Source organism: Luteibacter aegosomaticola (assembly GCF_023078475.1).
In the GTDB taxonomy this organism is placed as follows: domain Bacteria; phylum Pseudomonadota; class Gammaproteobacteria; order Xanthomonadales; family Rhodanobacteraceae; genus Luteibacter; species Luteibacter aegosomaticola.
The window spans coordinates 3,211,761-3,235,915 of the sequence record NZ_CP095741.1 but is presented as its reverse complement, the minus strand read 5'-3'; the positions used below and the strand labels follow the sequence as shown (position 1 = coordinate 3,235,915).

The window sequence follows — 24,155 nt, the reverse complement described above, 5'->3', positions numbered from 1 at the left end:
CTATACTTTTTTTCTCTGATGCGGGGTGGAGCAGTCTGGCAGCTCGTCGGGCTCATAACCCGAAGGTCGTAGGTTCGAATCCTACCCCCGCTACCAGTTTCAATAAAAAGGCGCTGACTCTGGTCAGCGCCTTTTTTCTTTTGTGCCTACAAGGATTGGCGCCCTGCGCCTACATCCATCCGCAGGTCATTTAGCTAACTTGTGCTCCCGTCACCCAAGGAGCCGCCATGACCGCACTTACCAGCGCAGCCCCCGTTCCCGCACAGATCAGTGTCGACATGCTGCTGGGCATCACGTCGGCGCTGGCCAAGCTTGATGCGAAGTTCGATGTGAAGTTTGCCGCGGTCGAAGCGTCGATCGCGCATCTCACATCCGATGTCACGGCGCTCAAAATGGACGTCGCCGTACTCAAAACCGATGTGGCGGTCCTCAAAACCGATGTAGCAGTCCTCAAAACGGACGTAGCGGTCCTCAAGACGGACGTGGCCGAACTGAAGACAGACGTCACCGTGCTGAAGGCTGACGTCACCGTTCTGAAGGTGGATGTTTCGGGGCTCAAGGCAGGTGCGAAGATCATGGAGGGAGATCTTCGGAAGCTTCTGGACTGGAAACAACGCGTGTGGGGCATGCTATTCCTCGTGGGGGTGGCCACGACCGTCGCACCATCCGTGTGGAACGCTGTTGTCGAGCTCTTCTACAAGAAAGGTGTGGCTAGTGCGTCACTCGAGCCGGTCCAGTAACTTGCGCAGCTCCGCGATATCGCGCTTCGATAACGGGCGATGCGCCGAAAAATGCGCAACGAGTGGTGCCACCCGGCCGCCAAAAAGGCGGTCAAGCAATCCTGCGCTTTCGGACGAGAGATAGTCGTCGCGCGAGATGAGCGGTGTGTAGAGATAACGTCGCCCCTCCTGTTCTGCCTTGACGGCATTCTTTTTCAGTAAGCGGTTGAGCAGGGACTTCACCGTGCCCAATTGCCATGCCTGCGTGGTGGTGACGGCGGCGAGGATCTCTTCGGTGGTGCGTGGGGCGCTCGTCCAGAGCACCTCCATGACAATCGCCTCCGCATCAGTGATCGAGGCTGTCATGCGTGGGCCTTGCCGGCGGCAGGACAGCCTGTCGATGGCACGATGTCGATCGCGCGCAAGCCGCTGTCGGCGTTTTCGCTATAGCGTACGGCCATCGCTTCGCCCGGCTTGCCGCGCAGGATCTGTCGTGATGCCACTCGATGGTGGGCATCGTCCCGCGCGCTATCGATAGTGATGTCCAGCATGCCCGCCTGCGGTGCAGGTGTCACGGTGAACGTCACGGTCCAGGGTGGTGTGCCGTCTTTGGTCGCCGGCGTGATCGAAGCGGCTTCGTTTTCATAAGCACAGACGGTGACGTGAGCATCGCTGCCACTCGTTGTAGCGATATCCGCCTGTAGCTGGTATTGCGGTTTCGCGTGAACCGGTGCGGGCGTAGTGCTCCAGGCGGAAGCCATCACGCCAAGCAAGGCGAAGGGTGCGGCGATCGCCGCGATGCGGCGGCGAAGCTTCGTTGGCGTGGACGTGAGCATGGCGATCCGTTCCGTGAGGGGGTGGGTGGAAAACCACGTGCAGCCGACGGGTAGTCGGGCGGCGCCATGGTTCTTGAGAAGGGCTTCGGCATAGGTGCGCCGCGCGTGGGCGTGATCGCGGACCACCGCGGCATCGCAAGCCAGTTCCTGATCGATGCGGAACGCACCAAGCGCCCACCACGCAAGCGGGTGGAACCAGAACAGGACGACCACCACGTGCGCCAACGCACTCCAGGCCGTGTCGCGCCGACCGGCGTGGACCTGTTCGTGCGCAAGGACCAGCGCCTGTTCTTCCGTGGTGAAGCGTTCGGCAAAATCGGAGGGCAGGATGATCCGTGGGGTGAACAGTCCCAGCAGGGCCGGGCCTATATCCGGGCGTACGGCTACGAACAAGGGGATGCCCTCGTGATTACCCAGCGCGTATGCCTTCCGCAGTGCCGTCGAATATCTCCATTGAGCCATGCCGAACCAAAGCGCGCATCCGACCATGCCTGCGAGCCACGCCAGGGGCAGGTAACGGTCCCATCCTGTCGTCGCTTCCGACGCATTTGTCGGTGCGGCTAACGGAACGGCCACCTCGCGTAGTTGCATGGCAACGCTGCTGAAGCCTGGCGGGGCGTGCGTAGGAGCGAGGGTGAGCGCGAGCACGAGTGGAACGACCAGCCATAGCAGGTAGGGCGCGCCGCCGCCGAAGAGGGCACGCCACGGGCGTCTCAGAACGGCCAGTCCGATACTCGCAACGGTGAACGCCAGGACGGCGCGGAACGGTGTGTCTCGCCAGTCCCACAAGTGGTTGATCAGCATCCCATGCTCCGTTTACGCCCGTAATCGTAGATTGAGATTACACGCGTAAACGACGAATGGGAAGCATTGGATCGCCTCGATACGGACGAGGAGCATGCCGGGAATACAAGGTCCCGCGCTTACGACGTCGATGTTGGCGGGGCGTCGGTAAACCTTGTGATGGCGCCGGCGTTAGATGCATAGTCCGCCACCGGCCACTTTGCCACCGTGCTTTCCATGACCCCACGTGTCCTGTGCACCCTTTGCTATGTACTCGCGTTCGTCTCTGTCCGGACCGTGGCCGCTGTGGCGAACCCCACGCCGCACGTCGCCAGCGAGGCACAAGCGGAGACGCTGGCCCTCGATGCGATCGCACGCCATCACCTTACTTCGCTTGCCCCGGCATGCCTGGCTCTGATGTCCGAAGACCTCACGAACGGCTGGTCCATCGATGTCCATGAGCTGCACGACGAAAAGTGTGGTGGCGATCCCGAGACATCGCCTCGGCTGTTTACGATCGACGTGGATGCGACCACCGGGGCCATGACCACCGACGCGCTCGATCCAGCAGACGGGGAGATGCAGTCCCTCGATTGATCTGCGCAAGATCGGTCATGCGTAGCCGGGCGGCAACCGCTAGGCTTTGCCCATGAGTGAAGACCGCTTCCGCCACGTACTTGGCTATATCGATAGCCACCTCGACGACACGCTCTCGCTTGGCGTGCTTGCCGCCCAGGCCGCCTATTCGCCTTTCCATTTTCACCGTCGTTTCGCGGCGCTTACCGGCATGGGTGTGCATCGCTACGTGAAGCTCTCGCGCTTCAAGCGCGCGGCATGGCAGGCAGCGTTCCGGTCCGACCTATCGGTGACCGAGATGGCGATGCAGGCCGGGTATGAAGGTCCGGATGCCTTTTCACGCGCGTTTCGTCAGCGCCTCGGGGTATCGCCCACGGCGTTTCGTGAGCAACCGGATTGGGCGCGCTGGGCGCACGCCTGGCAGGATCTTGATCAAGTCAGGAGGTTTGTCATGCCTTTGGCGCACCAGCATGGCGATGTGCGCATCGTCGAATTCCCGGAAACTGCCGTGGCCTGCCTTCCGCATCGCGGGCCGCAGGAACGCATAGGGGAAACGATCCGCCGCTTCATCGCCTGGCGAAAGGAAAACCGACTGCCGCCATCCCGTGCGGCCACCTGGAACATCGCTTACGACGACCCTGATGAAACGCCACCTGACGCATACCGCATGGATATCTGTTGCACCTGCGCGAGCGTCCTCCCCAACGAGCATGGCGTGGTGGCGGCGACGATCGACGCAGGACGTTGCGCAGTTCTCCGGCACACGGGTCCGGATAGCCAGCTGATCGACAGCGTGCGCTTTCTTTACGGCGAATGGCTGAGTGCGGGCAAGGAGACGCCGCGCGATGCACCGCTATTCTTCCACCGTGTCACGTTTTTCCCGGATGTGGCGGAACATGAGGCAGTGACGGATATCTATCTGCCGCTCGCCAGCGGTACGTAGATCTCGGTCAGCAGGTCCTCGACCGGTGTTTCATCAGGGTCGTTGAGATAGTGGTGCAGCATGGGGGCATCCGCTGGCTCGGCATCGAGGTCGAGCAGCGTCGTCGCCATGAGGCGCGCCTCGGCGTCTGGCAGCCCGGCGTAGTCGCCCCTATGGGTGAGGCAGGCGTAGTGGCCGCCGGCGATACGCTCCAGGCGAAATTCACCCGGCGGTTCGACCTGGCCCAATGCGACGCAGGCATCGAAGCGCGCATCGTCAACGCTCAAGACGTCGTCGAGCGCGATTCCGTAGATGCCATGGAACTGCCCCATGAGCCCGGCGGCGCCGGCCCACGCGAACAGGCGACCATAGCCTTCGGCCACCTCGGCGTAGTCGTTGCCATTGCGGCGTAGCGCCACCACTTCGAAGGGCTCGCGCAAGACGACGCGAACTTCGGTGTCGGCAAGCGGACGGTCTTCGACGACACGGCCGCCGACAAAATCACTGGGAGTGATGCCGGTCTGGCGTCGGAACGCCCGGGAGAACGCCTGGGGTGTGGCGAAACCGGCGTCCATGGCGACCATCGTTACGCTGCCGCCTGCCGCGCGCAGGCGGTGCTGCGAGGCCTCGATTCTCAGACGGGCGATCGTCTCGCCGACGGTCTCGCCGGTCAGTGCGCGCCATACGCGGTGAAAGTGATAAGGCGAGACGCAGGCCGCCGCCGCCAGTTCGTCCAGACTCGGCGGTGCATCCATGCGTTCGGTCAGCAGGCCGACGGCGGCAGCGAGGCGGTTGTTCCAGCGGTCTTCGGGTGCAGCGTTCATGGCGGGCTCCAGCGAAAGGGTGAGGCCAGCATGGGGCCGCCCAGTGGCCGGCGCGGTCCCCATCTTGCGCATTACTCCGGACACCGGGGCGGCCGCTCATAAGACGATAACGCAATAACTTGCGCATGCGTCAGCAGGTACGCATCTCCGGCGCCGCAAGATCCTTGCCGTCTTCACTGAACCTATACGGACGCCGTCACAAGAACGCGCCGATCGTCAACCCGCCGGTTCCTGGGGAAAGGCTCGCGAAAGTCTCAACAGCGCCTGCTCGATGGACAGGGGGAAGTCGGCGTTTCGGCTTAGGGGTTCGCAAATTCCTGCGCTGAAGCGCCTGCAGTGTCAACGCCGCCACGCAATGTGTGCGGCATTCCTACGGGCAAACGAAGGAACACAACGCAATGAAGATCGATGCTTTTCGCGTCACTCGGAAGACGGCATTGACGGTCGCGATCACTCTCGCGATGACATCCCTGGGGAGCCACGCGGCTGATGCGTGGGTATCAACGAACACCAAGGCGGCCCTGTTGCCTGCGTCGACCACGCAGACCCTCGCCGTGAGTTCCACTGCAGCGACCACGGTGGGTACGGGCTATCGCCTCAACATGACCGGCCAGCCGTCCATTGAGGGCGCCGCCGTAACCGCTATGGCGGCGGACCATCCGCTGCATGTCGTCATCGGCATGAAGCTGCGCAATCCGGATCAGCTGCAGACCTTCCTGCGCAACGTGACGACGCCGGGGAGCGCCGCCTACGGCAAGTTCCTCACGCCGGAGCAGTTCAAGGCGGCATACGGTCCGACCCAGGCGCAGGTGGATGCCGTGGTGGCCCACCTGAAGCAGTCGGGCTTCACGAATATCGAAGTCACCCCGAACAACCTGCTGATCTCGGCCGACGGTACGGCCAACGCCGCGACCACGGGCTTCCACACCTCGATCAAGCGCTTCGAGCAGGGTGGCCGCGAGTTCTTCGCCAATGATGCGCCGGCCCTCGTGCCGTCCTCGCTGGGCGAATCGGTGAACGCCGTGCTCGGCCTGCAAAACGTGAGCGTGAAGCACACGTTGCACCACGTGTACCACCCCGAGCGCGTCACGGTGCCTGGCCCCGCGTCGAGCACGCAGGCCGCCGCCGCTGTCGCTGCCCATCATCCGCAGGACTTCGCGGCGATCTACGGTGGAAGCAGCGTGCCGGCTGCCACGAACACGGCCGTCGGTATCATCACCTGGGGTTCGATCACGCAGACCGTGACCGATCTCAACAGCTTCACGTCCAGCGCCGGCCTTGCGACGGTCAACAGCACGATCACCAAGGTGGGCAGTGGCACGTTCGCCAACGATCCGGATTCCAACGGCGAATGGTCGCTCGACAGCCAGGACATCGTCGGCATCGCCGGTGGCGTGAAGCAGCTGATCTTCTACACCTCGGCCAACGGTAACTCGACGTCATCGGGCATCACCGATGCGGGCATCACCGCGACCTATAACAAGGCCGTTACCGACAACATCGCGAAGCTGATCAACGTGTCGCTTGGTGAAGACGAGACCGCTGCGGAAGAGTCGGGTACGCAGGCCGCGGATGATGCGATCTTCCAGCAGGCCGTCGCGCAGGGCCAGATCTTCTCGATCGCCTCGGGCGATGCCGGTGTGTACCAGTGGTCGACCGACCCGACCTCGGGTTCGCCGGGCTACGTGGCCAACTCGGCCGGTACGGTAAAGATCGACCTGACCCACTACTCGGTCAGTGAACCGGCAAGCTCGCCGTATGTGATCCAGGTGGGCGGCACGCAGCTTTCCACCAGTGGTACGACCTGGTCGGGCGAAACCGTGTGGAACGAAGGCCTCTCCGCGATCGCGCCGAGCCAGGGTGACAACAACCAGCGCCTGTGGGCGACGGGTGGCGGCACCAGCTTGTACGAAACAGCGCCGTCGTGGCAGTCGTCCGTGTCCAGCAGCACTAAGCGCGTCGGTCCGGATGTGGCCTTCGACGCGGCCTCGTCGTCCGGTGCGCTCATCGTGGTGAATGGTTCCACCGAGCAGGTGGGTGGCACGTCGCTGGCATCGCCGCTGTTCGTCGGTGCGTTCGCCAGAATCGAGTCCGCAAACGCCAATGGCATCGGCTTCCCGGCGTCGAAGTTCTACGCCGCGTTCCCGACCCAGACCTCGCTGCTGCATGACGTGACCTCGGGTAACAACGGTTACCAGAACCACGGTTACACCGCTGCTACCGGCTTCGATGAAGCCACGGGTTTCGGCAGCTTCGATATCGGCAAGCTCAACACCTACGCCCAGGCCAACTGGGTGAGCGGCGGTGGTGGCACGACCAACGCGCCGCCGGTGGCGAACTTCAGCTTCACCACCAGCGGGCTCACTGCCACCTTCACCGATAGCTCGACCGACAGCGACGGCACCGTTGCCTCGCATGCGTGGAACTTCGGCGATGGCAGCACCTCGACCACGACCAGCCCGAGCCACACCTACACCGCGGCCGGCACCTATAGCGTGAGCGAGACGGTGACCGACAACGCCGGTGCCACCAACACGAAGACCTCGTCGGTGACGGTGAGCTCCTCGGGTGGTGGTACGGGTGGCAACACGCTGCAGAATGGCGTGGCGGTCACCGGCCTGTCGGCGGCGAAGAACGGCAAGCTGAACTACACCGTGGCGGTGCCGGCTGGCGCGACCAACCTGAAGATCGCGATCTCGGGTGGCTCGGGCGATGCGGACCTGTACGTGAAGTTCGGCTCGGCACCGACGACGTCGAGCTACGACTGCCGTCCGTATGTCACCGGCAACACTGAATCGTGCACCGCGGCTTCGCCGCAGACCGGCACGTACTACGTGATGCTCAACGGCTACGCCGCGTTCTCGGGCGTGACGTTGAAGGCGACCTGGACCAACTAAGAAGCACGGCGACACGATGCCCGCCCGTCATGGGCGGGCATCCCTATATCAGGCGCTCGGGACTGACTGAGTCGCTCACCGTCAGGGTGACGTCCAGTGATAGCTCTTGCTAACTCGCCCGTTGTTGTCGAGATCAACGCTCCATGCTTCCATGTCGGGCAGTAACGGATGGATCCACCACAAGCGTCGTACGCATGGGGCGGTGCAGCGCGTCTCCGAGGTGGTGAAATTCTTGCCGGGACTTGGTTCGGGGGCAGCAGCAGTTTCGACGGCTGGTGTGAACCAGAACGATGCGCGAGCGCTTACCTCGGGCGTGCCAGTTGCGGTCCCTTGTAGCGCTCGATTCTGCGCGTACGTGATGACGATGGCTGACAGCGCGTACGTCACCAGAAGGAGGCAAATGGCCTGGACTAGGCGTAACCCTATGCCGCGCGTTGATTTCCCAGGCATATCAGGCCGCTCCATTGGGCTCGTCTTTGCGTTCGTTCGGCTTGCCGGAAGGGTCGGGCTTCGGGTCTTTCTTGTCGCTAGAGTTTAACTATTTCCGTGGCGGTATCGAACGGTGGCGCTTGACCACGCCGGATGATGGTCCGGGTGTCCCTATGCTGGATGGGCGCTGGCCTTCCCTGGGAGATGGCGGCACACTTCGCCCGACGGACAGGGGAAAACGCAATGGATGAGACCCGAAAGGCTGGTGCGCGAGCGCGCTATGCGGCCATGGATACCGACGCCCTCGAGCGGATTTGGGTAGGCGAGGAACGGGTGGACTGGGCCGAGGCCGCCCTGCGTGAGGAGCTGGTCTCCCGTGATATCGACCCCGAAGCGCTAACGGCGCGTGCCGCCATGCGGGCACAGGCGGCGCAACCTGAATGGGTGTCGCCGGCGGACAGCTTACGGCTGGCGCGGCCCCAAGGCGTGCAACGTGCCGCTCGCTATGCGATCCACTCGCTTTGCGGCGTCCTGCTGCTCGCGGCAGGCGTGATCTGGTGGCAGCGACCCGCCCGGCTGTCGCTGGCGGATACGACGCCGTCGATCATGGAGGGTGTGGCTGCGGCGCATTCTGCGGTCACGGCGGATGCGTCTCGTCGTACCGCGGTGATACTGGTACAAGCGTCGCTCGCGAGGTGGTGGCACGATTCGCAGGCAATCGAGAAGGGCTCCCAGGAAGCAGACACCGCGTCGCCGTGGGAGGCTCAACGCTATGCAACGGCGCTACAGCGCGATGCTGTCGCGAGCGACCTCTTGCGCTGGCGTGTCGAGATAGCGGCGCACCTGACAGCAAACGAGACCCTGGTAACCGAGTTGGAACACGAAACCCTACCGTTGCCTCCCGACGTGCGCGAGCAATTCATGCAGACCGTGGTGACGCCGGCCCATGCCTATGTTGAAGCGGAGAAGAAGCACCTGGAGATCGGTCGCCAGCAGCTCGCTCTCATCGAAAACCTTGGCGCGCTTGCCGCGAAGCATTCGCCATCGGTCGATCCGAAAACAGGCGATGCGGCGTTCTCCGGTAGCGCCGCGACCGAGTATGCAGACATCCTGAAGCAGCGCAGTGCGCTCGCCGCGAAGTTTGCCGAGGCCGGGGCTGCTTCCGACTCGGCTTACGAATCCCTGCTTCACGAGTCCCGCGTTACGATCGGACAACTGGGCGAGTAGCCTTCGGGACCAGGGTCGCGAGCATGGCGTGAATTGTCCGCTGTGCGTCCGTGCGGGGTCTGTCGCGGGCTGCTGCCTGGGCGCAGACTGTTGTCATCCCACATACGGCAGGACGATCCCCATGGCTTCAGATACCGCCCTCATCGTCATTGATGTCCAGGAATCGTTCCGCCAGCGCCCGTATTGGCGCGAGGACGGGGTGGCCGCCTATGTGCAGCGGCAGCAGGCGCTGATTGATGGCGCCCGGGCTCGCGGCATACCGGTGGTCCGGATATTCCATGTGGAAGATGAGGGTGCGTTCTCCGAGGCGTCTGGTTTCGTCGTGACACTGGCGCCGATTCGCATCGAACCCGATGTGACCTTCCGCAAGCGCCGGCACAGTGCGCTCGTCGGCTCGGGCCTTGATGTCTGGCTGACTGAGCACGGCATCCGCCGCGTCATCATTTCCGGTATTCGTACCGAGCAGTGCTGCGAGACAACGACGCGCCACGCTTCTGATCTCGGCTATCAGGTGGATTACGTGGGTGAAGCAACCCTTACGTTTCCGATGATCGATGCTACGGGCCGTGAGTGGGGCGCGGCCGAGATCCGCGCACGCACCGAACTGGTGCTTGCCGATCGCTTCGCACGCATCGTCTCGGTTGAAGAGGCCCTGGCAGGTCGGGTCGAAAGGGCAGCCTGATGGCCAGGGTGCTGCCCATCTTCGTCGTCGTCCCGCCGAGGGTGCTGTTGCTCGATCTGGCCGGACCCGTGGAAGTCCTGCGCAAGACCAATCTGCTTCAGGCCGATGTTCGTTTCGAGGTGACGTTCGTCGGCCCACGGCGGAAAGTGGGCAGCTCCGTGGGCCTGGGTATCGAAGGTATCGCGCCCATGCCCCCACGCTTGCCGGAGGGTGCGATGGTGGTGGTGCCGGGCCACGCTGACGAGCCGATGGGCGGGTCGCGCGAAACGCCCGAAGACAACGCGGCGGCGGAACAGGCCATCGTCCACTGGCTCGCAACGGTCGTGCACCCAGGCATTCGCGTGATGTCGATCTGTTCCGGTGCCATGTTGGTCGGGCGTGCCGGGTTGCTCGATGGCTTCGAATGCACCACGCACCATGCGAACACGGCGGAACTCGCTGCGGAGGTGCCCGGCGCACGAGTGCGGGAGAATCGCCTCTACGTCGAGGATGGCGAGCGCCTCAGTAGCGCAGGCATCACCTCCGGCATCGATCTGATGTTGCACGTGGTGGCCGGCCTGGCGGGGCCAGCGATTGCCGTGGCGGTGGCCCGGTTCCTCGTTGTCTATCTGCGCAGGGCGGGCGGTGATCCGCAGCTCTCGCCGTGGCTCGAAGGGCGAAACCACATGCATCCCGTGATTCACCGTGCGCAGGACGCCGTCGCGGCGAATCCGGCGCGGGCGTGGTCGGTTGATGCGCTAGCCCAGGTGGCTGCTGCCAGTCCCCGGCACCTGTCGCGCCTCTTCAATGAGCATGCGGGCATGAGCGTCAGTGAGTACGTGAACCGCATGCGGTTGGCGCTGGCCCGGGAGCTGCTCGCCGAATCGCGGCTAGACATGGAGGCGGTCGCCGAGCGTTCGGGCTTCGGCTCGACACGCCAACTGCGCCGGGCATGGGCACGGAACCATGCGTTGCCGCCAAGCCAGTTCCGCGGTGAGGTCGGGCGCTCGTAGCGTCGGGGCCCTTCGGGTCTCAAGCCGGGAGATTGAGGTGGGCTATTCTCCAGGCTCGCTATGGTTGAAGGATCAACATGCTCACCACGCTTGCTGTCGCTAACTATCGTTCTCTGCGTTCATTGGTTATGCCCATGGGGTCGCTCAACCTTGTGACGGGCGCCAATGGCAGTGGCAAGTCCAGCCTGTATAGGGCCCTGCGGTTGCTGGCAGAGACGGCGCAGGGCGGGGTGGTAAGCGCGCTGTCGCGCGAGGGCGGGTTAGGTTCCACCTTGTGGGCCGGTCCCGAGAAATTCTCGAAGGGTATGTTGGCTGGTACGGAGCCGGTCGAGGGTGCCGCCCGCCGCGATAATGCAGTGGCCTTGAAGCTCGGGTTCGCGAGCGACGGATTTGGCTACGCTATCGATCTCGGCTACCCGGTGCCATCGATGTCGATGTTCGACTTCGATCCCGCGATCAAATCGGAAGTCATTTTCAACGGCGCGTTCCTGCGCGAGGCGAGTTCGCTTGTCGTGCGCAAGGGGGCTTCGGTGCGCGCGCGTGATGGAAAATCCTGGCGCGTCGTCGCCCAGCATCTCGCGCCCTTCGAATCGATCTTCACCCAAATGGCCGATCCCGAGCGCGCGCCGGAAGTGCTCACGCTGCGTGAGCTGATCCGAGGCTGGCGCTTCTACGATCACTTTCGTTCCGATGCCGATGCGCCGGCGCGTGCGCCACAGCTGGCCACACGGACACCGGTGCTCAGCCACGATGGCCGCGACCTCGCGGCCGCCTGGCAGACGATTCGGGAAATCGGCGATCCGCGCGGGCTCGATGCGGCCGTGGATGATGCATTCCCGGGCGCACACGTCACCGTGGTGCACGAAGGCGAGCGCCTGACCTTGCGGTTTCATCAGCCTGGGCTTTTGCGACCGCTGTCGTCAGCGGAGCTTTCCGACGGCACGTTGCGCTACCTGCTGTGGATCGCCGCGCTCCATACGCCCCGGCCGCCGCCGCTGATGGTGCTGAACGAGCCGGAGACCAGCCTGCATCCTGATCTCTTGCCCGCGCTGGGCCGGTTGATCCTTGGCGCGGCCAAGCGCAGTCAGGTGTGGGTGGTATCGCACGCATCGCGGCTTATTGCGACACTCGAGGCCGCCGCGGAGTGCAACAGCGTGCGCCTGGAAAAAACCTTGAGTCAGACGAAGATCGAAGGGCAGGGCATGCTCGATGAGCCGCCCTGGCACTGGCTGGAAGATCGCTAAGCGGCGACGCGCTACCATGCGCGGATCTGGCTCAGGCGAGGACACCATGCAGATCAACGGCGCATGCCACTGCGGCAACCTGGCGTTTGAACTCGAGTGGCCGGCCGACACGCCGGTGCCTGTGCGTGCTTGTGGCTGCACTTTCTGCCAGAAGCATGGCGCGGAATGGACGGCACATCCGCAGGCATCGCTGCACATGCGCGTCGGCGAGCCAGGCCTTGTATCGAAGCATCGCTTCGGCACGAACACGGCGGACTTCCATGTCTGCGCGCGCTGTGGCGTCGTCACGGTCTGTACCAGCGAGATCGAGGGCCACCTCTATGCCGTCGTGAACACCCGTGCTTTCGAGGATCGCAGTGTCCTTTCTTCGCCCGTCTCAGTGGACTTCGACGGCGAAGAAGAAGAGGCGCGCCTCGGCCGCCGCACCCGTAACTGGATTGGCCGCGTCGTCGTCGAGTCCGTGTGAACCCGGGAGGGGGTTTGTCGGTGTTCCCTTGCGCGAAATAAGGCGGGGCCTGTAGCCAATCCTTGGCCGCGGCTGATACCGCCCTGTTGCCCTGCCTGACATGATCGCTTATCGACAATCGATAAGTGATAAAGTATGATTGTTTCGTTCGCGGACAAAGACACGGAAGCCCTGTTTCACGGCCATTGCGAACGCCGCTGGACTTCGATCGGCCGTGTGGCTCGACGGAAGCTCGTGCAGCTTCATGCAGCCGCGACCCTTTCGTTCCTGGCGAGCCCGCCCGGTAACCGGTTGGAGCTACTCAAGGGCGGCAGGGCCGGACAGTTCAGCATCCGGATTAACGACCAGTTCCGGGTTTGCTTTTGTTGGGACGACGGGCACGCGCACGCCGTCGAAATCGTCGACTATCACTGAGGCTATGCCATGGGCCATCCGCTTCCACCCGTACATCCTGGTGAAGTGCTCCGCGAGGACTTCATGAAGCCCTTTGGGCTTTCGTCAAACGCACTCGCCTTGGCGATCGGCGTGACCGCTGCGCGCGTTAATGAGCTCGTATCCGGCAAGCGCGGCATGACTGCCGACACGGCGTTGCGCCTGGCGCGCTACTTCGGCACTGATCCGCATAGCTGGATGAACCTGCAGTTGCATTACGAGCTGGAACAGGCGGAGCGCCGTCTGGGCGATGCGTTGGCCCGCATCCAGCCGCGTGCTGCCTGACTAGCCCGTTGCTCCCGCCGTGATCGGCGCCGGCCCCGCGTGGCTCGCCGCTGGGTCGGACACCATGGCCTCCACCCGGTCGCGGCCAGTGCGCTTGGCCTGGTAGAGCGCGGTGTCGGCGGTATCGATAAGGCGCTGGATGTGCGCCCCCGTGCCGGTAGCAACGCCCACGCTGGTCGTGAAAAGGATCGGCTCGCCACCGTAGGTGGCCGGGGAGCTTTCGATCAGGGCGCGAAGCGATTCGGCCACCCCCACCGCCACGCTCACGCTGGTGCATGGGAGGAACAGCAGGAATTCCTCGCCGCCGTAGCGTGACAGCAGGGCTCGCGGCGGGAGGCCGCTCAGGCGGAGCGTCTGGGCGAAGTGCTTCAGCACCGCATCGCCAGCGGCGTGGCCCCAGCGATCATTGATTGTCTTGAAGTGATCCAGGTCGAAAAGCAGCACCGCGTGGGTGAGCTCGCGGTTGGCCTGGAGCATGGGCGCAGCCCCTTTGAGCAGGGCGGTGCGGTTGAGCAGGCCGGTCAGGCCGTCGACATCAGCGGCAACCCGCAGGTCGTACACCAGACGCTGTGACAGCATCAGGGTGAAGCCCGTGCTGAGGAGGAAGGTGCACAGGATCCCGAACAGATAGTTCGACGTGGTCAGCAGCGATGAAAGTTCAGGGGACTCAATCTCAGGGTGGAGTGAGATAAAGCCCCGGGCGACATAGAAAAGGATGTCGATCATGAAGACCAGCGCCGTGAACACGCTGCCGGCACGGAGCTCACGAGGTGCCCTGAGCAGGAAAAAGATCATCCAGCCATCCCAGAGGACGCTCTTGAGCCCGAACACCGCACTTTCCAGTGGCTGGCTGGGCGGCCAGGCAAGAAAGGCCACCTGGATCATGAGGAAGAGGGCGATCACGAGGACTGGCCATAGCCAGCGCAGGGGACGGCGCAGGTGGATAGCGATGCCGACCAGCATGGCGGCATTGGCCAGGGCGATGAGGGCGCTGCCAATGATGGCGGAAAGGAAGCTGCCATTTTCCTCGTAACCTTCGGCCAGGCCCGCGAAGGTAAGCAGCCAGAAGGCGGCCGCCCAGACGTGCAGGGCCGGCATGCCGCGGAGCACGAGGCTCATCAGCGAAAAGCTCAGCGCGATTGCGATGCCCACGGCCAGGCCGATGATGCCTAGCGTGTGGACATCCAGTCCGGTAACCCCGTCCATCCGTCCGAATCCCCCCGATCGGTCATGGCGCCATTCTAGGGGCATTAACGCGCCACGTGGCGCGGCGTTACACCGTTTGCCGGGGGTGGGGCGAACTTGCGCGTAGGAGGGGATTTGCGATAGAATTCCTGAATCTTAAGCGCCGTTAACCATCGATCGCATATCGCGGAGATCGTCGCTTCAGGACCTTTCTTTTTACAAGAAAGCCTCCTCGTGAGGCTTTTTTGTTGGGCGCAGGGAGCGCGTCCAGCGATATCCACGGGTGCCGCAAGGCTTTCCGGGGCGCAGGAAGGAAGTATCGGGATACATCGGCGACGAAAGGAATGGGCCGTTCGAGCCCTTTTTTTGTTTCTGGCGCACAGAAAACCGTAGGTAACGTGGACACCAACGCACTAACACAACGCTTCTCGGAGATCGTGGCCGACCTCGGTCTCGAGGTGCTGGGTATCGAATTCCTGCCGGCCGGCGGCGGGCAGAGCACTTTGCGCGTCTTCCTGGATGTCCCGGAAGCGCTGCGCGAGGGCCGTGAGTCGCCGGAAGTCACCGTGGACGACTGCGAATCCGCCAGCCGTGAGTTCTCGGCCTGGCTGGATGTTGAAGATCCGATCCCCGGCAACTATGTACTGGAGGTCTCCTCCCCGGGTATCGATCGGCCGATCTTCAGCGCCGAGCAGTTCGCGCGCGTCCTGGGCCAGGAAGTGAAGGTACTGCTGAAGGCCCCGATCGAGGGCCGTCGCCGCCTCAAGGGCAACGTCGTTGAAGTAAACGGCGAGCACATTGTGGTGGAAGGCGAGGCCGGTAAGTTCGAATTCGAGCATGCGGACGTCGAAAGCGCCCGCGTGGTGCCCGACTGGGTGGCGCTGGGCTATGCCCCGCAGCCGAAGCCCAAGCCGGGCGAGAGCAAGAAATCCAAATAACGACACGACGGGATGCCGCGGGGCATCCTCACTGGGAGTAGCGGCAATGAGCAAAGAACTTTTGCTGGTAGTCGACGCGGTCGCCAACGAAAAGGGCGTGCCGCGCGATGTCATTTTTGAAGCCATGGAAGCGGCGCTCGCCTCTGCCGCCAAGAAGCGCTACCCCGAAGAGGACCCGGACATCAGCGTCGAGATCGATTCCGACTCGGGCGATTACAAGACGTTCCGTCGTTGGGAAGTCATTGCGGACGATGGCGAGATGGAGGATCCGTCCTTCCAGATTCGCCAGATGGACGTCGAAGACGAAGTGGCTGACGGCGGCGAGCTGATCGAGACCGCCGACGAAGGCCGTCTCTTCATCATGCGCCAGATCGAGAACGCCGAATTCGGCCGCATCGCCGCCCAGGCCGCCAAGCAGGTGATCGTGCAGCGTGTGCGCGAAGCAGAGCGCCAGCAGGTCGTCGATGCCTTCATCGACCGCGTCGGCGAGCTGGTCACGGGTATCGTCAAGCGCGTTGAGCGCGGCAATGTCTACCTCGATCTCGGCAGCAATGCCGAGGCGTTCATCCCGCGCGACAAGACGATTCCCCGCGAATCGCACCGTGTCGGCGACCGCGTCCGCGGTTACCTGTACGAAGTGAAGTCGGAAATCCGTGGCCCGCAGCTGTTCGTTTCGCGCAGCGCCCCGGAATTCATGATGGAGCTGTTCAAGCTCGAAGTGCCGGAAGTCGGCCAGGGCCTCGTCGAGATCAAGGGCTGCGCCCGCGATCCGGGCGACCGCGCCAAGATCGCCGTGGTCGCGCACGATACCCGCACCGATCCCATCGGCGCGTGCATCGGCATGCGTGGTTCGCGCGTGCAGGCCGTGTCGAACGAGCTCAATGGCGAGCGCGTCGACATCATCCTGTGGCACGAAAACCAGGCCCAGTACGTCATCAACGCGATGGCGCCGGCGGAAGTGCAGTCGATCATCATGGATGAAGAGAAGCACTCCATGGACATCGCGGTGGCCGAGGACAAGCTGTCCCAGGCGATCGGCCGCGGTGGCCAGAACGTGCGCCTTGCCAGCAAGCTCACCGGCTGGCAGCTCAACGTGATGACGCAGGACCAGGTCACCGCCAAGAGCGAAGCCGAGCAGAACGCTGCGCTCGAGCTGTTCCAGGAAAAGCTCGAGGTCGACGCGGAAATCGCCGGCATCCTCGTGCAGGAAGGCTTCTCGTCGGTCGAAGAAATCGCCTACGTGCCGAGCGCTGAACTGCTCGCCATCGAAGGATTCGACGAAGACATCGTTGAAGAGCTCCGCGCCCGCGCTCGCGACGCGCTGCTCACCCAGGCGCTGGCGGTCGAAGAGAATGTGGAAGGCCCGGACCAGGAGCTCCTGGATCTGGACGGTATGGATGAAAACACGGCTTATGCGCTCGTCGAGCGCGGCATCCGTACGCTGGACGACCTGGGTGACCTGGCCGTCGACGAACTCATCGATATCGAAGGCATGACCGAGGAGCGCGCTTCGCAGCTGATCATGGCTGCGCGCGCCCCGATGATCGCCCGACTGGAGAAGGGCGGCTAAGCGCGTCACCGGAAGCGCCCCGGAGGGGCGCCCCGAGGGAGGCCACACGGCCTCCTACCAGGGACGGAGGCAGCCTGAGATCGCATCAATGGCACGGGTAACGCGCGGGAACGGCGGAGAATGAAGAACGATGTCGGACGTCACTATTAAACAACTCGCCCAGGTACTGGGTATGCCGGTCGACAAGCTGCTTGGGCAGCTTGGCGAGGCCGGAATGAATTTCTCCACGGCGGAGCAGATCATCAGCAGCACCGAGAAGGTGAAGCTGCTGGGCTTCCTGCGCCGTACGCATGGCAAGAACGAGCCGGCTCCGGAAGCCGAAGACAGCTCGCCTCGCCAGATCACGCTCAAGCGCCGCACCGTAGGCGAGCTGAAGGTCAGCTCGGGCTCGGGGCGTGGTGCCGGCCCGGCGAAGACCGTGAACGTGGAAGTGCGCGCCAAGCGTACCTACGTGAAGCGCGGCGCGATCGGCGACGACGCACCGGTCGACAACGAGCGTGAAGAGGCTGCGCGCAAGCTGGCCGAATCGCAGGCCCAGCGCGAGCACGAAGAGAACGAACGCCGCGAAGAAGCCGAGCGTCGTGAGCAGGCTGAAACCGAGCGTCGCGAAGCGGAAGCTGAAGCACGTCGCCAGGAAGAGGCTGCTGTCGAAGCTCGCCGCCAGGCCGAGGCTGCTGCCGCGGCTGAACGCGCACGCGCCGAAGAAGCCTCGCGCGCCGCCGCTGCCGCTGCCGCGGAACAGCCTGCTGCATCGCAGCCGGTTGCGCCGCAGGCTGCCGAGCCTGCCGCTCCTGCTGCTGCCCCGGAGGCCGCGCCGGCCGCTGCGGGCGACGACCAGCTGGGCCACCAGACGGCCAAGCTCGACACGCGCTCGCTCGGCATGATCCTGCCGCGCATCCACGAGCCGCGTAAGCGTGAGCGCATTGTTTCCAAGCCGACACCGCCGCCGGCTCCGGCACCCGCGCCCGTCGCGGCACGCCCGGCCGCGCCTGCCGCTCGTCCGGCCGCGCCGGCCGCCGGTGCCGCGCGTCCGTCGCCCGGTGCTGTCGCCGCTGCCAACGATACCCGTGGCAACGCGCGTCCGAAGCATGGCGGTGGTGGTGGCGCCGGTGCAGGTGCTGGCAACGGCCGCGGTGGTGATCGCGATGCCGGTGGCAAGCGCTTCGCCGGTGGCGAAATGCATCTGTCCGATGCCGACCGTGCCCGCCGTTCCAGTGGCAAGGGTGGTCGTGGCAAGCCGGGTCGTGGTGGCCGTTCCGAGCCGTCGCGCGGTTCCGCCGCGTCCAGCGGTCCGCACGGCTTCACGCGTCCGACCGCTGCCGTCGTCCGCGACGTGTCCATCGGTGAGAACAACCTCGTCGCCGATCTCGCCCAGAAGATGGCCGTGAAGGGCGCCGAGGTAGTGAAGGCGCTGTTCAAGATGGGCGTCATGGCGACCATCAACCAGACGATCGACCACGACACCGCGGCACTCGTCATTGAAGAGCTGGGCCATAACCCGGTGCGTGCGACCGACAACGACGCGGAAGCGGCGCTGGTCCTGCACACCACGGCCGAGCTCGAGGGCGACAAGGTCACGCGTCCGCCGGTCGTCACGATCATGGGTCACGTCGACCACGGCAAGACCTCGCTGCTCGACTACATCCGTCGCACCAAGGTCGCGTCGGGCGAAGCCGGTGGCATCACGCAGCACATCGGCGCATACCACGTCGAAACCAGCCGCGGCGTCATCACGTTCCTGGATACCCCGGGCCACGCGGCGTTTACCGCCATGCGTGCGCGCGGTGCGCAGTCCACCGATATCGTGGTGCTGGTCGTGGCCGGCGATGACGGTGTCATGCCGCAGACGGTCGAAGCCGTGAAGCATGCGCGCGCCGCCAAGGTGCCGCTCATCGTCGCGCTCACCAAGATGGACAAGTCGGACACCAACGTCGACCACGTCAAGCAGGGCCTCGGTAACCTCGAGGTCATCCCGGAAGAGTGGGGTGGCGATACGCCGTTCGTGCCGGTGTCCGCGAAGACGGGCATGGGCATCGACGACCTTCTCGACGCGATCTCGATCCAGGCCGAAGTCATGGAACTCAAGGCTGTAGCCGATGGCCGCGCCTCGGGTGTCGTGATCGAATCCAGCCTCGATCGTGGCCGCGGCCCGGTCGCGACGGTACTGGTCCAGCAGGGCACGCTGAAGAAGGGCGATTTCGTCGTCTGCGGCGTGGAATACGGCCGCATGCGCGCGCTGATCGACGAAACCGGCAAGCAGGTCAACGAAGCCGGTCCGTCCATCCCCGTGCAGGTGCTGGGTCTGTCGGGCGTGCCGGAATCGGGTGACGACTTCGTCGCTGTCGAAGACGAGCGCCTGGCTCGCCAGGTGGCCGCCGAGCGTCAGCAGAAGCGTCGCGAGACCCGCCTGGTGACCAAGTCGAACCGCCTGGAAGACATCATGGCCCAGATGGGCCAGGGCGAAGGCCAGCAGACCCTCAACATCCTGGTCAAGGCCGATGTGCAGGGTTCGGTCGAAGCACTGCGCGATTCGCTCACCCAGATCGGCAACGATCGCGTCAAGGTGAACGTCATCTCGTCGGGCGTCGGTGGCATCACCGAATCCGAAGCCCAGCTGGCTGCCGCCTCGAAGGCGCTGGTCATCGGCTTCAACGTCCGTGCCGATGCCTCGGCACGCAAGGTGATCGATACGGCGGGCCTCGATGTCCGTTACTTCTCGATCATCTACGACGTCATCGACCAGGTGAAGCAGGCTGCTTCGGGTCTCCTCGGCATGGAAGTGCGCGAAGAGATCATCGGTATCGCGCAGGTTCGCGACGTGTTCCGTTCGTCGAAGTTCGGCGCGGTCGCTGGCTGCATGATCATCGAAGGCATCGTCAAGCGCTCCAAGCCGATCCGCGTCCTGCGCGACAACGTCGTGGTATTCCAGGGTGAACTGGAATCGCTGCGCCGCTTCAAGGAGCTGGTGGACGAAGTCCGCAACGGCACCGAGTGCGGTATCGCGGTGAAGCAGTACAACGACGTGAAGGTGGGCGACCAGATCGAGTGCTTCGAGCGCATCGAAGTGCCCCGCACGCTGTAATTGGAAGACCCTGCCTCCCCGGTTCGCCGGGGAGGCTTTTCTCGTTTATAGGAGGCGGATATGCCGTCCCGTGATTTCAAGCGAACCGACCGCGTCTCTGCCGAGCTGCGCCGCGAAATCGGCCTGTTGGTGCATGCCGCCGTGCGCGACCACGCGCTACCGTCGGTCAGCGTTTCCGATGTGGAAACCACTAAGGATCTCGATGTCGCGACCGTCTGGGTCACGGCGTTGATGCCTGAAAAGTCGGCCGAAGCCGTGAAGGCGCTCAAGGAGCTGGCGAAAGAATTCCGTCGTGAACTCTCGCGCTCCATGCGCCTGCGCCGCGTGCCCGAACTGCGCTTCAAGTACGACGAATCCGTCGACCGCGGCGAGCGCATCGAAACGCTGCTGCGCGAAAACCCGGTGCCCCCGGCCCCGGCCGACGACGAAGCCGAATAAATCCGTAGGAGCCCACCCTGTGGGCGACATCTTTCGCGGTGGCGCTGCAGGGCCTGTGGCTCATCGGCGAAAGGCGTCGCCCACAGGGTGGGCTCCTACAAGTTGCGCTCTCCCTATTTATGAACCGTCGTTCCTTCCGTGATATCCACGGCATCCTCCTGCTCGACAAGCCGCTCGGCCTGAGTTCCAACCAGGCCCTGCAGACGGCACGTCGTCTCGTGGGTGCCGCCAAGGGTGGCCATACCGGCAGCCTCGACCCTCTCGCCACCGGCCTGCTGCCGCTGTGTTTCGGCGAAGCCACCAAGATCGCCGGCTGGCTGCTGGGCTCCCGGAAGGCCTACGAGGCCGAGGTAAAGCTCGGCGCGACCACGACCACGGCCGATCTTGAGGGTGAGATCGTCGAGACCCGGCCCGTGCCGGCTCTCGACGACGCGCTCGTCGAGGCTGCGCTGGCGCCGCTGCGTGGCCGGATTACCCAGATTCCCCCGGCGTATTCCGCCATCAAGCAGGACGGCGTCCCGCTCTACGTGCGCGCCCGGCGCGGCGAAGTGGTCGATGTGCCCTCGCGCGAGGTGGATGTCTACCGCCTGGACGTGATCGAGCGGGCAGGGGATACCCTCAGGCTTCACGTCGAGTGCGGTTCAGGTACGTATGTGCGTAGCCTCGCGGTGGATCTCGGTGCGAACCTGGGTTGCGGGGCTCACCTGACGGGTCTGCGCCGCCTGTGGGTCGAACCGTTCATGGCGCCCGCCATGGTCACGCTCGATGAGCTTCGCGAAGCGGCGGAATCCGGCCCGGATCCGCTCGACGCCTGCCTGCTACCCGTCGATGCTGGGTTGGCACATATTCCCCGGGTGGAACTCGATCCAGAGCAGACCCGGGTGCTCGGCTTCGGCCAGCCCGTGCCGCTTGGTGCAGCCGCGATCGCGGGCCGTTGTGGCGTCTGGGGTGCCGATGGCCGCCTGATGGCCCTGGGAGAAACCGGCGAAGACGGTATTTTGAGGGTTCTCAGGGGCTTCAACCTGCCGGCGGTCTGACCGGGCTTGTTGCCGCTACGCGCAGGACGTTACAATTACGTGCTCGTTTAATAGCTTTCATCAAAGCGAGGCTTGCGCAACTTCATCGGTGGCCGTTGAGGTTGCGCAAGTCTCGCATCCGCTTTTTTAAGGAATCGATACACATGTCGCTCACCGTCGAACAGACCAGCCAGATCATCAAGGACTACGGTCGCAAGGATAACGACACCGGCTCGACCGAAGTCCAGGTCGCGCTGCTGTCCGCGAACATCACCGCGCTGCAGGATCACTTCCAGGCGCACAAGCAGGACCACCACTCGCGTCGCGGTCTGCTGAAGATGGTCAACAAGCGCAAGACGCTGCTGGCCTACCTCAAGAAGAGCGATCTCGCTCGCTACCAGACCCTTATCGAACGCCTCGGCCTGCGCCGCTAAATCACCGGATCAGGACGAGGAGACAACGAAGTGGCGAAAGTAACCAAGTCATTCCAGTACGGTAGTCACGAAGTCACGCTGGAGACGGGCGAAATCGCCCGCCAGGCGTCCGGTGCGGTCATGGTCAGCATGGGCGGCACTGTCGTCCTGGTGACCGTTGTCGCCGCTCCGAAGGCCCGCGAAGGCCAGGACTTCTTCCCGCTCACGGTCGACTACATGGAGAAGTTCTACTCCGCGGGTCGCATCCCGGGTGGCTTCTTCAAGCGCGAAGGCCGCCCGACCGAGAAGGAGACGCTCACCTCGCGTCTTATCGATCGTCCGCTCCGTCCGCTGTTCCCGGAAGAGTTCCGCAACGAAATCCAGGTCATCGCACAGGTTGTGTCGCTGAACCCGGAAGTCGACGGTGACATCCCGGCGCTCATCGGTGCCTCGGCTGCCATGTCGCTCGCCGGCGTGCCCTTCAAGGGCCCGATCGGTGCCGCGCGCGTTGGTTACGCCAACGGCCAGTACATCCTGAACCCGACCGCTTCGCAGCTGAAGACCTCGGACCTCGACCTCGTCGTGGCCGGTACCTCCAGCGCCGTGATGATGGTGGAGTCGGAAGCCAAGCTCCTCAGCGAAGACGTCATGCTCGGCTCGGTGGTCTTCGGCCACCAGCAGATGCAGGTCGCGATCGACACGATCAACGCCTTCGTCGCCGAAGCCGGTGCCAAGTCGTTCAAGTGGGAAGCCCCGGCGCCGAAGACGGCCCTGTACGACGCGGTCAAGGCCGCCGTCGGCAACCGCTTCGCCGAAGCCTTCCAGATCCGCGACAAGCTGGCTCGCCGCGACGTCATCAGCGCGCTCAAGGGCGACGTGAAGACGGCCATCGCCGCCGACGCCGAAGTCAATGGCTGGACCGATGGCGACATCGGCAACGCTTTCGGCGAAGTCGAGTACCGCACCCTGCGTGACGGCGTGCTCAGCACGAAGGTCCGCATCGACGGTCGCCAGCTCGATGACGTCCGCCCGATCACCGTCCGCGTCGGCGTGCTGCCGCGCACCCACGGCTCGGCGCTCTTCACCCGCGGTGAGACGCAGGCGCTGGTCGTTGCCACGCTCGGCACCACCCGCGATTCGCAGATCATCGACGCGCCGGAAGGCGAGTGGAAGGATACGTTCCTGTTCCACTACAACTTCCCTCCGTTCTCGGTGGGCGAAACCGGCCGCGTCGGCAGCCCGAAGCGTCGCGAAGTCGGTCACGGCCGTCTCGCCAAGCGCGGCGTGCAGGCCGTCAAGCCGACGATCGAAGAGTTCCCGTACGTCGTCCGCGTCGTCTCGGAAATCACCGAGTCGAACGGTTCCTCGTCGATGGCTTCGGTCTGCGGTTCGTCGCTGGCCATGATGGATGCGGGCGTCCCGCTGAAGTCGCCGGTCGCCGGTATCGCCATGGGCCTGGTGAAGGAAGGCAACGACTTCGTCGTGCTCTCCGACATCCTGGGTGATGAAGATCACCTCGGCGACATGGACTTCAAGGTGGCCGGTACCGCCGATGGCGTGTCCGCGCTGCAGATGGACATCAAGGTCGACGGCATCACCGAAGAGATCATGCGCACGGCGCTGGCCCAGGCCAAGCGCGGTCGCCTGCACATCCTCGGCGAAATGGCCAAGTGCATCACCGAAGCCCGTTCGGAAATGAGCGAGTACGCCCCGCGCCTGCTCACCATCAAGATCCATCCGGACAAGATCCGCGAAGTCATCGGCAAGGGCGGCGCCACCATCCGCTCGATCACCGAAGAGACCGGCACTACCATCGACATCACGGACGACGGCAACGTCGTGATCGCCTCGGTCAATCGTGAGGCAGCCGAAGCCGCCCGTAAGCGCATCGAGCAGATCGTCTCCGACGTCGAGCCGGGCCGCATCTACGAAGGCAAGGTTGCGAAGCTGATGGACTTCGGCGCATTCGTCACCATCATGCCGGGCAAGGACGGTCTCGTGCACGTCTCGCAGATTTCGAGCGAGCGCGTCGAGAAGGTCTCCGACAAGCTGAAGGAAGGCGACATCGTCAAGGTCAAGGTCCTCGAAGTCGACAAGCAGGGCCGCATCCGCCTGTCGATGAAGGCTGTCACCGAAGAAGAAAACGCCGCGGGCTGATCACCGCCCCGGTAACAACAAAAAGCCCGGCGCAGCGATGCG

At 64.1% G+C, this 24,155-nt stretch carries 22 protein-coding genes and 1 tRNA gene; 19 read left to right on the top strand and 4 right to left on the bottom strand.

Annotated features, from left to right (window positions below; translation table 11 throughout):
* Nucleotides 1-19 precede the first annotated feature (19 nt).
* Together L2Y96_RS14245 and L2Y96_RS14240 are read left to right on the top strand one after the other, a co-directional pair.
* Nucleotides 20-96: transfer RNA gene (locus L2Y96_RS14245), tRNA-Met, on the top strand.
* Between the two features lie 131 nt (nucleotides 97-227).
* Nucleotides 228-740 (top strand): hypothetical protein, encoded by a 513-nt coding sequence (locus tag L2Y96_RS14240; RefSeq protein WP_247327420.1) that lies wholly within the window; start codon nucleotides 228-230, stop codon nucleotides 738-740.
* Here the strand turns inward: L2Y96_RS14240 and L2Y96_RS14235 are convergent.
* Nucleotides 720-1,085 carry a BlaI/MecI/CopY family transcriptional regulator gene (locus L2Y96_RS14235; RefSeq protein ID WP_247327418.1) on the bottom strand — a complete coding sequence of 122 codons (366 nt, stop codon included), beginning with the start codon at nucleotides 1,083-1,085 and terminating at the stop codon, nucleotides 720-722. The genes L2Y96_RS14240 and L2Y96_RS14235 overlap by 21 nt on opposite strands.
* Nucleotides 1,082-2,359 carry a M56 family metallopeptidase gene (locus L2Y96_RS14230; protein ID WP_247327407.1) on the bottom strand — a complete coding sequence of 426 codons (1,278 nt, stop codon included), beginning with the start codon at nucleotides 2,357-2,359 and terminating at the stop codon, nucleotides 1,082-1,084. The genes L2Y96_RS14235 and L2Y96_RS14230 overlap by 4 nt, the downstream gene beginning before the upstream one ends.
* Nucleotides 2,360-2,575: 216 nt before the next feature.
* On the opposite strand from L2Y96_RS14230, the gene L2Y96_RS14225 reads away from it, so the two are divergent.
* Nucleotides 2,576-2,935 carry a hypothetical protein gene (locus L2Y96_RS14225; RefSeq protein WP_247327399.1) on the top strand — a complete coding sequence of 120 codons (360 nt, stop codon included), beginning with the start codon at nucleotides 2,576-2,578 and terminating at the stop codon, nucleotides 2,933-2,935.
* A 52-nt stretch (nucleotides 2,936-2,987) separates the two neighbouring features.
* A complete protein-coding gene (locus L2Y96_RS14220; protein WP_247327396.1) occupies nucleotides 2,988-3,857 on the top strand; it encodes an AraC family transcriptional regulator in 870 nt (289 codons plus the stop codon).
* Here the strand turns inward: L2Y96_RS14220 and L2Y96_RS14215 are convergent.
* Nucleotides 3,830-4,660 carry an AraC family transcriptional regulator gene (locus L2Y96_RS14215; protein ID WP_247327386.1) on the bottom strand — a complete coding sequence of 277 codons (831 nt, stop codon included), beginning with the start codon at nucleotides 4,658-4,660 and terminating at the stop codon, nucleotides 3,830-3,832. The genes L2Y96_RS14220 and L2Y96_RS14215 overlap by 28 nt on opposite strands.
* Before the next feature lie 398 nt (nucleotides 4,661-5,058).
* Here L2Y96_RS14215 and L2Y96_RS14210 point away from each other — a divergent pair, with 398 nt between their 5' ends.
* The 8 genes from L2Y96_RS14210 to L2Y96_RS14175 all read left to right on the top strand — a co-directional run bounded on the left by L2Y96_RS14210 (nucleotide 5,059) and on the right by L2Y96_RS14175 (nucleotide 13,314).
* Entirely contained in the window at nucleotides 5,059-7,557 is a 2,499-nt protein-coding gene (locus L2Y96_RS14210; RefSeq protein WP_247327385.1) for a protease pro-enzyme activation domain-containing protein, read from the top strand.
* A gap of 672 nt (nucleotides 7,558-8,229) precedes the next feature.
* Nucleotides 8,230-9,213, top strand: a complete 984-nt coding sequence (locus L2Y96_RS14205; RefSeq protein ID WP_247327383.1) for a hypothetical protein — start codon at nucleotides 8,230-8,232, stop codon at nucleotides 9,211-9,213.
* A gap of 121 nt (nucleotides 9,214-9,334) precedes the next feature.
* Complete coding sequence (locus L2Y96_RS14200) at nucleotides 9,335-9,895, top strand: isochorismatase family protein (RefSeq protein ID WP_247327380.1); 561 nt, start codon at nucleotides 9,335-9,337, stop codon at nucleotides 9,893-9,895.
* Nucleotides 9,895-10,887 carry a GlxA family transcriptional regulator gene (locus tag L2Y96_RS14195; RefSeq protein ID WP_247327377.1) on the top strand — a complete coding sequence of 331 codons (993 nt, stop codon included), beginning with the start codon at nucleotides 9,895-9,897 and terminating at the stop codon, nucleotides 10,885-10,887. The genes L2Y96_RS14200 and L2Y96_RS14195 overlap by 1 nt, the downstream gene beginning before the upstream one ends.
* A gap of 77 nt (nucleotides 10,888-10,964) precedes the next feature.
* Entirely contained in the window at nucleotides 10,965-12,131 is a 1,167-nt protein-coding gene (locus L2Y96_RS14190; RefSeq protein WP_247327374.1) for an AAA family ATPase, read from the top strand.
* Between the two features lie 46 nt (nucleotides 12,132-12,177).
* Nucleotides 12,178-12,597, top strand: a complete 420-nt coding sequence (locus L2Y96_RS14185) for a GFA family protein (RefSeq protein ID WP_247327370.1) — start codon at nucleotides 12,178-12,180, stop codon at nucleotides 12,595-12,597.
* Nucleotides 12,598-12,732: 135 nt separating this feature from the next.
* Complete coding sequence (locus tag L2Y96_RS14180) at nucleotides 12,733-13,011, top strand: type II toxin-antitoxin system RelE/ParE family toxin (RefSeq protein WP_247327367.1); 279 nt, start codon at nucleotides 12,733-12,735, stop codon at nucleotides 13,009-13,011.
* 9 nt (nucleotides 13,012-13,020) lie between these two features.
* Entirely contained in the window at nucleotides 13,021-13,314 is a 294-nt protein-coding gene (locus tag L2Y96_RS14175; RefSeq protein ID WP_247327357.1) for a HigA family addiction module antitoxin, read from the top strand.
* On the opposite strand, the gene L2Y96_RS14170 is transcribed toward L2Y96_RS14175, so the two are convergent.
* Entirely contained in the window at nucleotides 13,315-14,520 is a 1,206-nt protein-coding gene (locus L2Y96_RS14170) for a GGDEF domain-containing protein (protein WP_247327342.1), read from the bottom strand.
* Nucleotides 14,521-14,897: 377 nt separating this feature from the next.
* Here L2Y96_RS14170 and L2Y96_RS14165 point away from each other — a divergent pair, with 377 nt between their 5' ends.
* The 7 genes from L2Y96_RS14165 (at nucleotide 14,898) to pnp (ending at nucleotide 24,113) form a co-directional block, all read left to right on the top strand.
* Nucleotides 14,898-15,437 carry a ribosome maturation factor RimP gene (locus L2Y96_RS14165; protein ID WP_247327339.1) on the top strand — a complete coding sequence of 180 codons (540 nt, stop codon included), beginning with the start codon at nucleotides 14,898-14,900 and terminating at the stop codon, nucleotides 15,435-15,437.
* Nucleotides 15,438-15,483: 46 nt separating this feature from the next.
* On the top strand, nucleotides 15,484-17,007 hold the full coding sequence (nusA, locus tag L2Y96_RS14160) for a transcription termination factor NusA (RefSeq protein ID WP_247327337.1): 1,524 nt from the start codon (nucleotides 15,484-15,486) through the stop codon (nucleotides 17,005-17,007).
* Nucleotides 17,008-17,137: 130 nt separating this feature from the next.
* Nucleotides 17,138-20,089, top strand: coding sequence for a translation initiation factor IF-2 (infB, locus tag L2Y96_RS14155; RefSeq protein ID WP_247327335.1), 2,952 nt, complete (start codon nucleotides 17,138-17,140; stop codon nucleotides 20,087-20,089).
* A 60-nt stretch (nucleotides 20,090-20,149) separates the two neighbouring features.
* A complete protein-coding gene (gene rbfA / locus L2Y96_RS14150; RefSeq protein WP_247327333.1) occupies nucleotides 20,150-20,527 on the top strand; it encodes a 30S ribosome-binding factor RbfA in 378 nt (125 codons plus the stop codon).
* Between the two features lie 119 nt (nucleotides 20,528-20,646).
* Entirely contained in the window at nucleotides 20,647-21,564 is a 918-nt protein-coding gene (gene truB / locus L2Y96_RS14145; protein ID WP_247327331.1) for a tRNA pseudouridine(55) synthase TruB, read from the top strand.
* A gap of 143 nt (nucleotides 21,565-21,707) precedes the next feature.
* On the top strand, nucleotides 21,708-21,977 hold the full coding sequence (gene rpsO / locus L2Y96_RS14140) for a 30S ribosomal protein S15 (RefSeq protein WP_139983545.1): 270 nt from the start codon (nucleotides 21,708-21,710) through the stop codon (nucleotides 21,975-21,977).
* Between the two features lie 30 nt (nucleotides 21,978-22,007).
* A complete protein-coding gene (gene pnp / locus L2Y96_RS14135) occupies nucleotides 22,008-24,113 on the top strand; it encodes a polyribonucleotide nucleotidyltransferase (protein WP_247327330.1) in 2,106 nt (701 codons plus the stop codon).
* Nucleotides 24,114-24,155 lie beyond the last annotated feature (42 nt).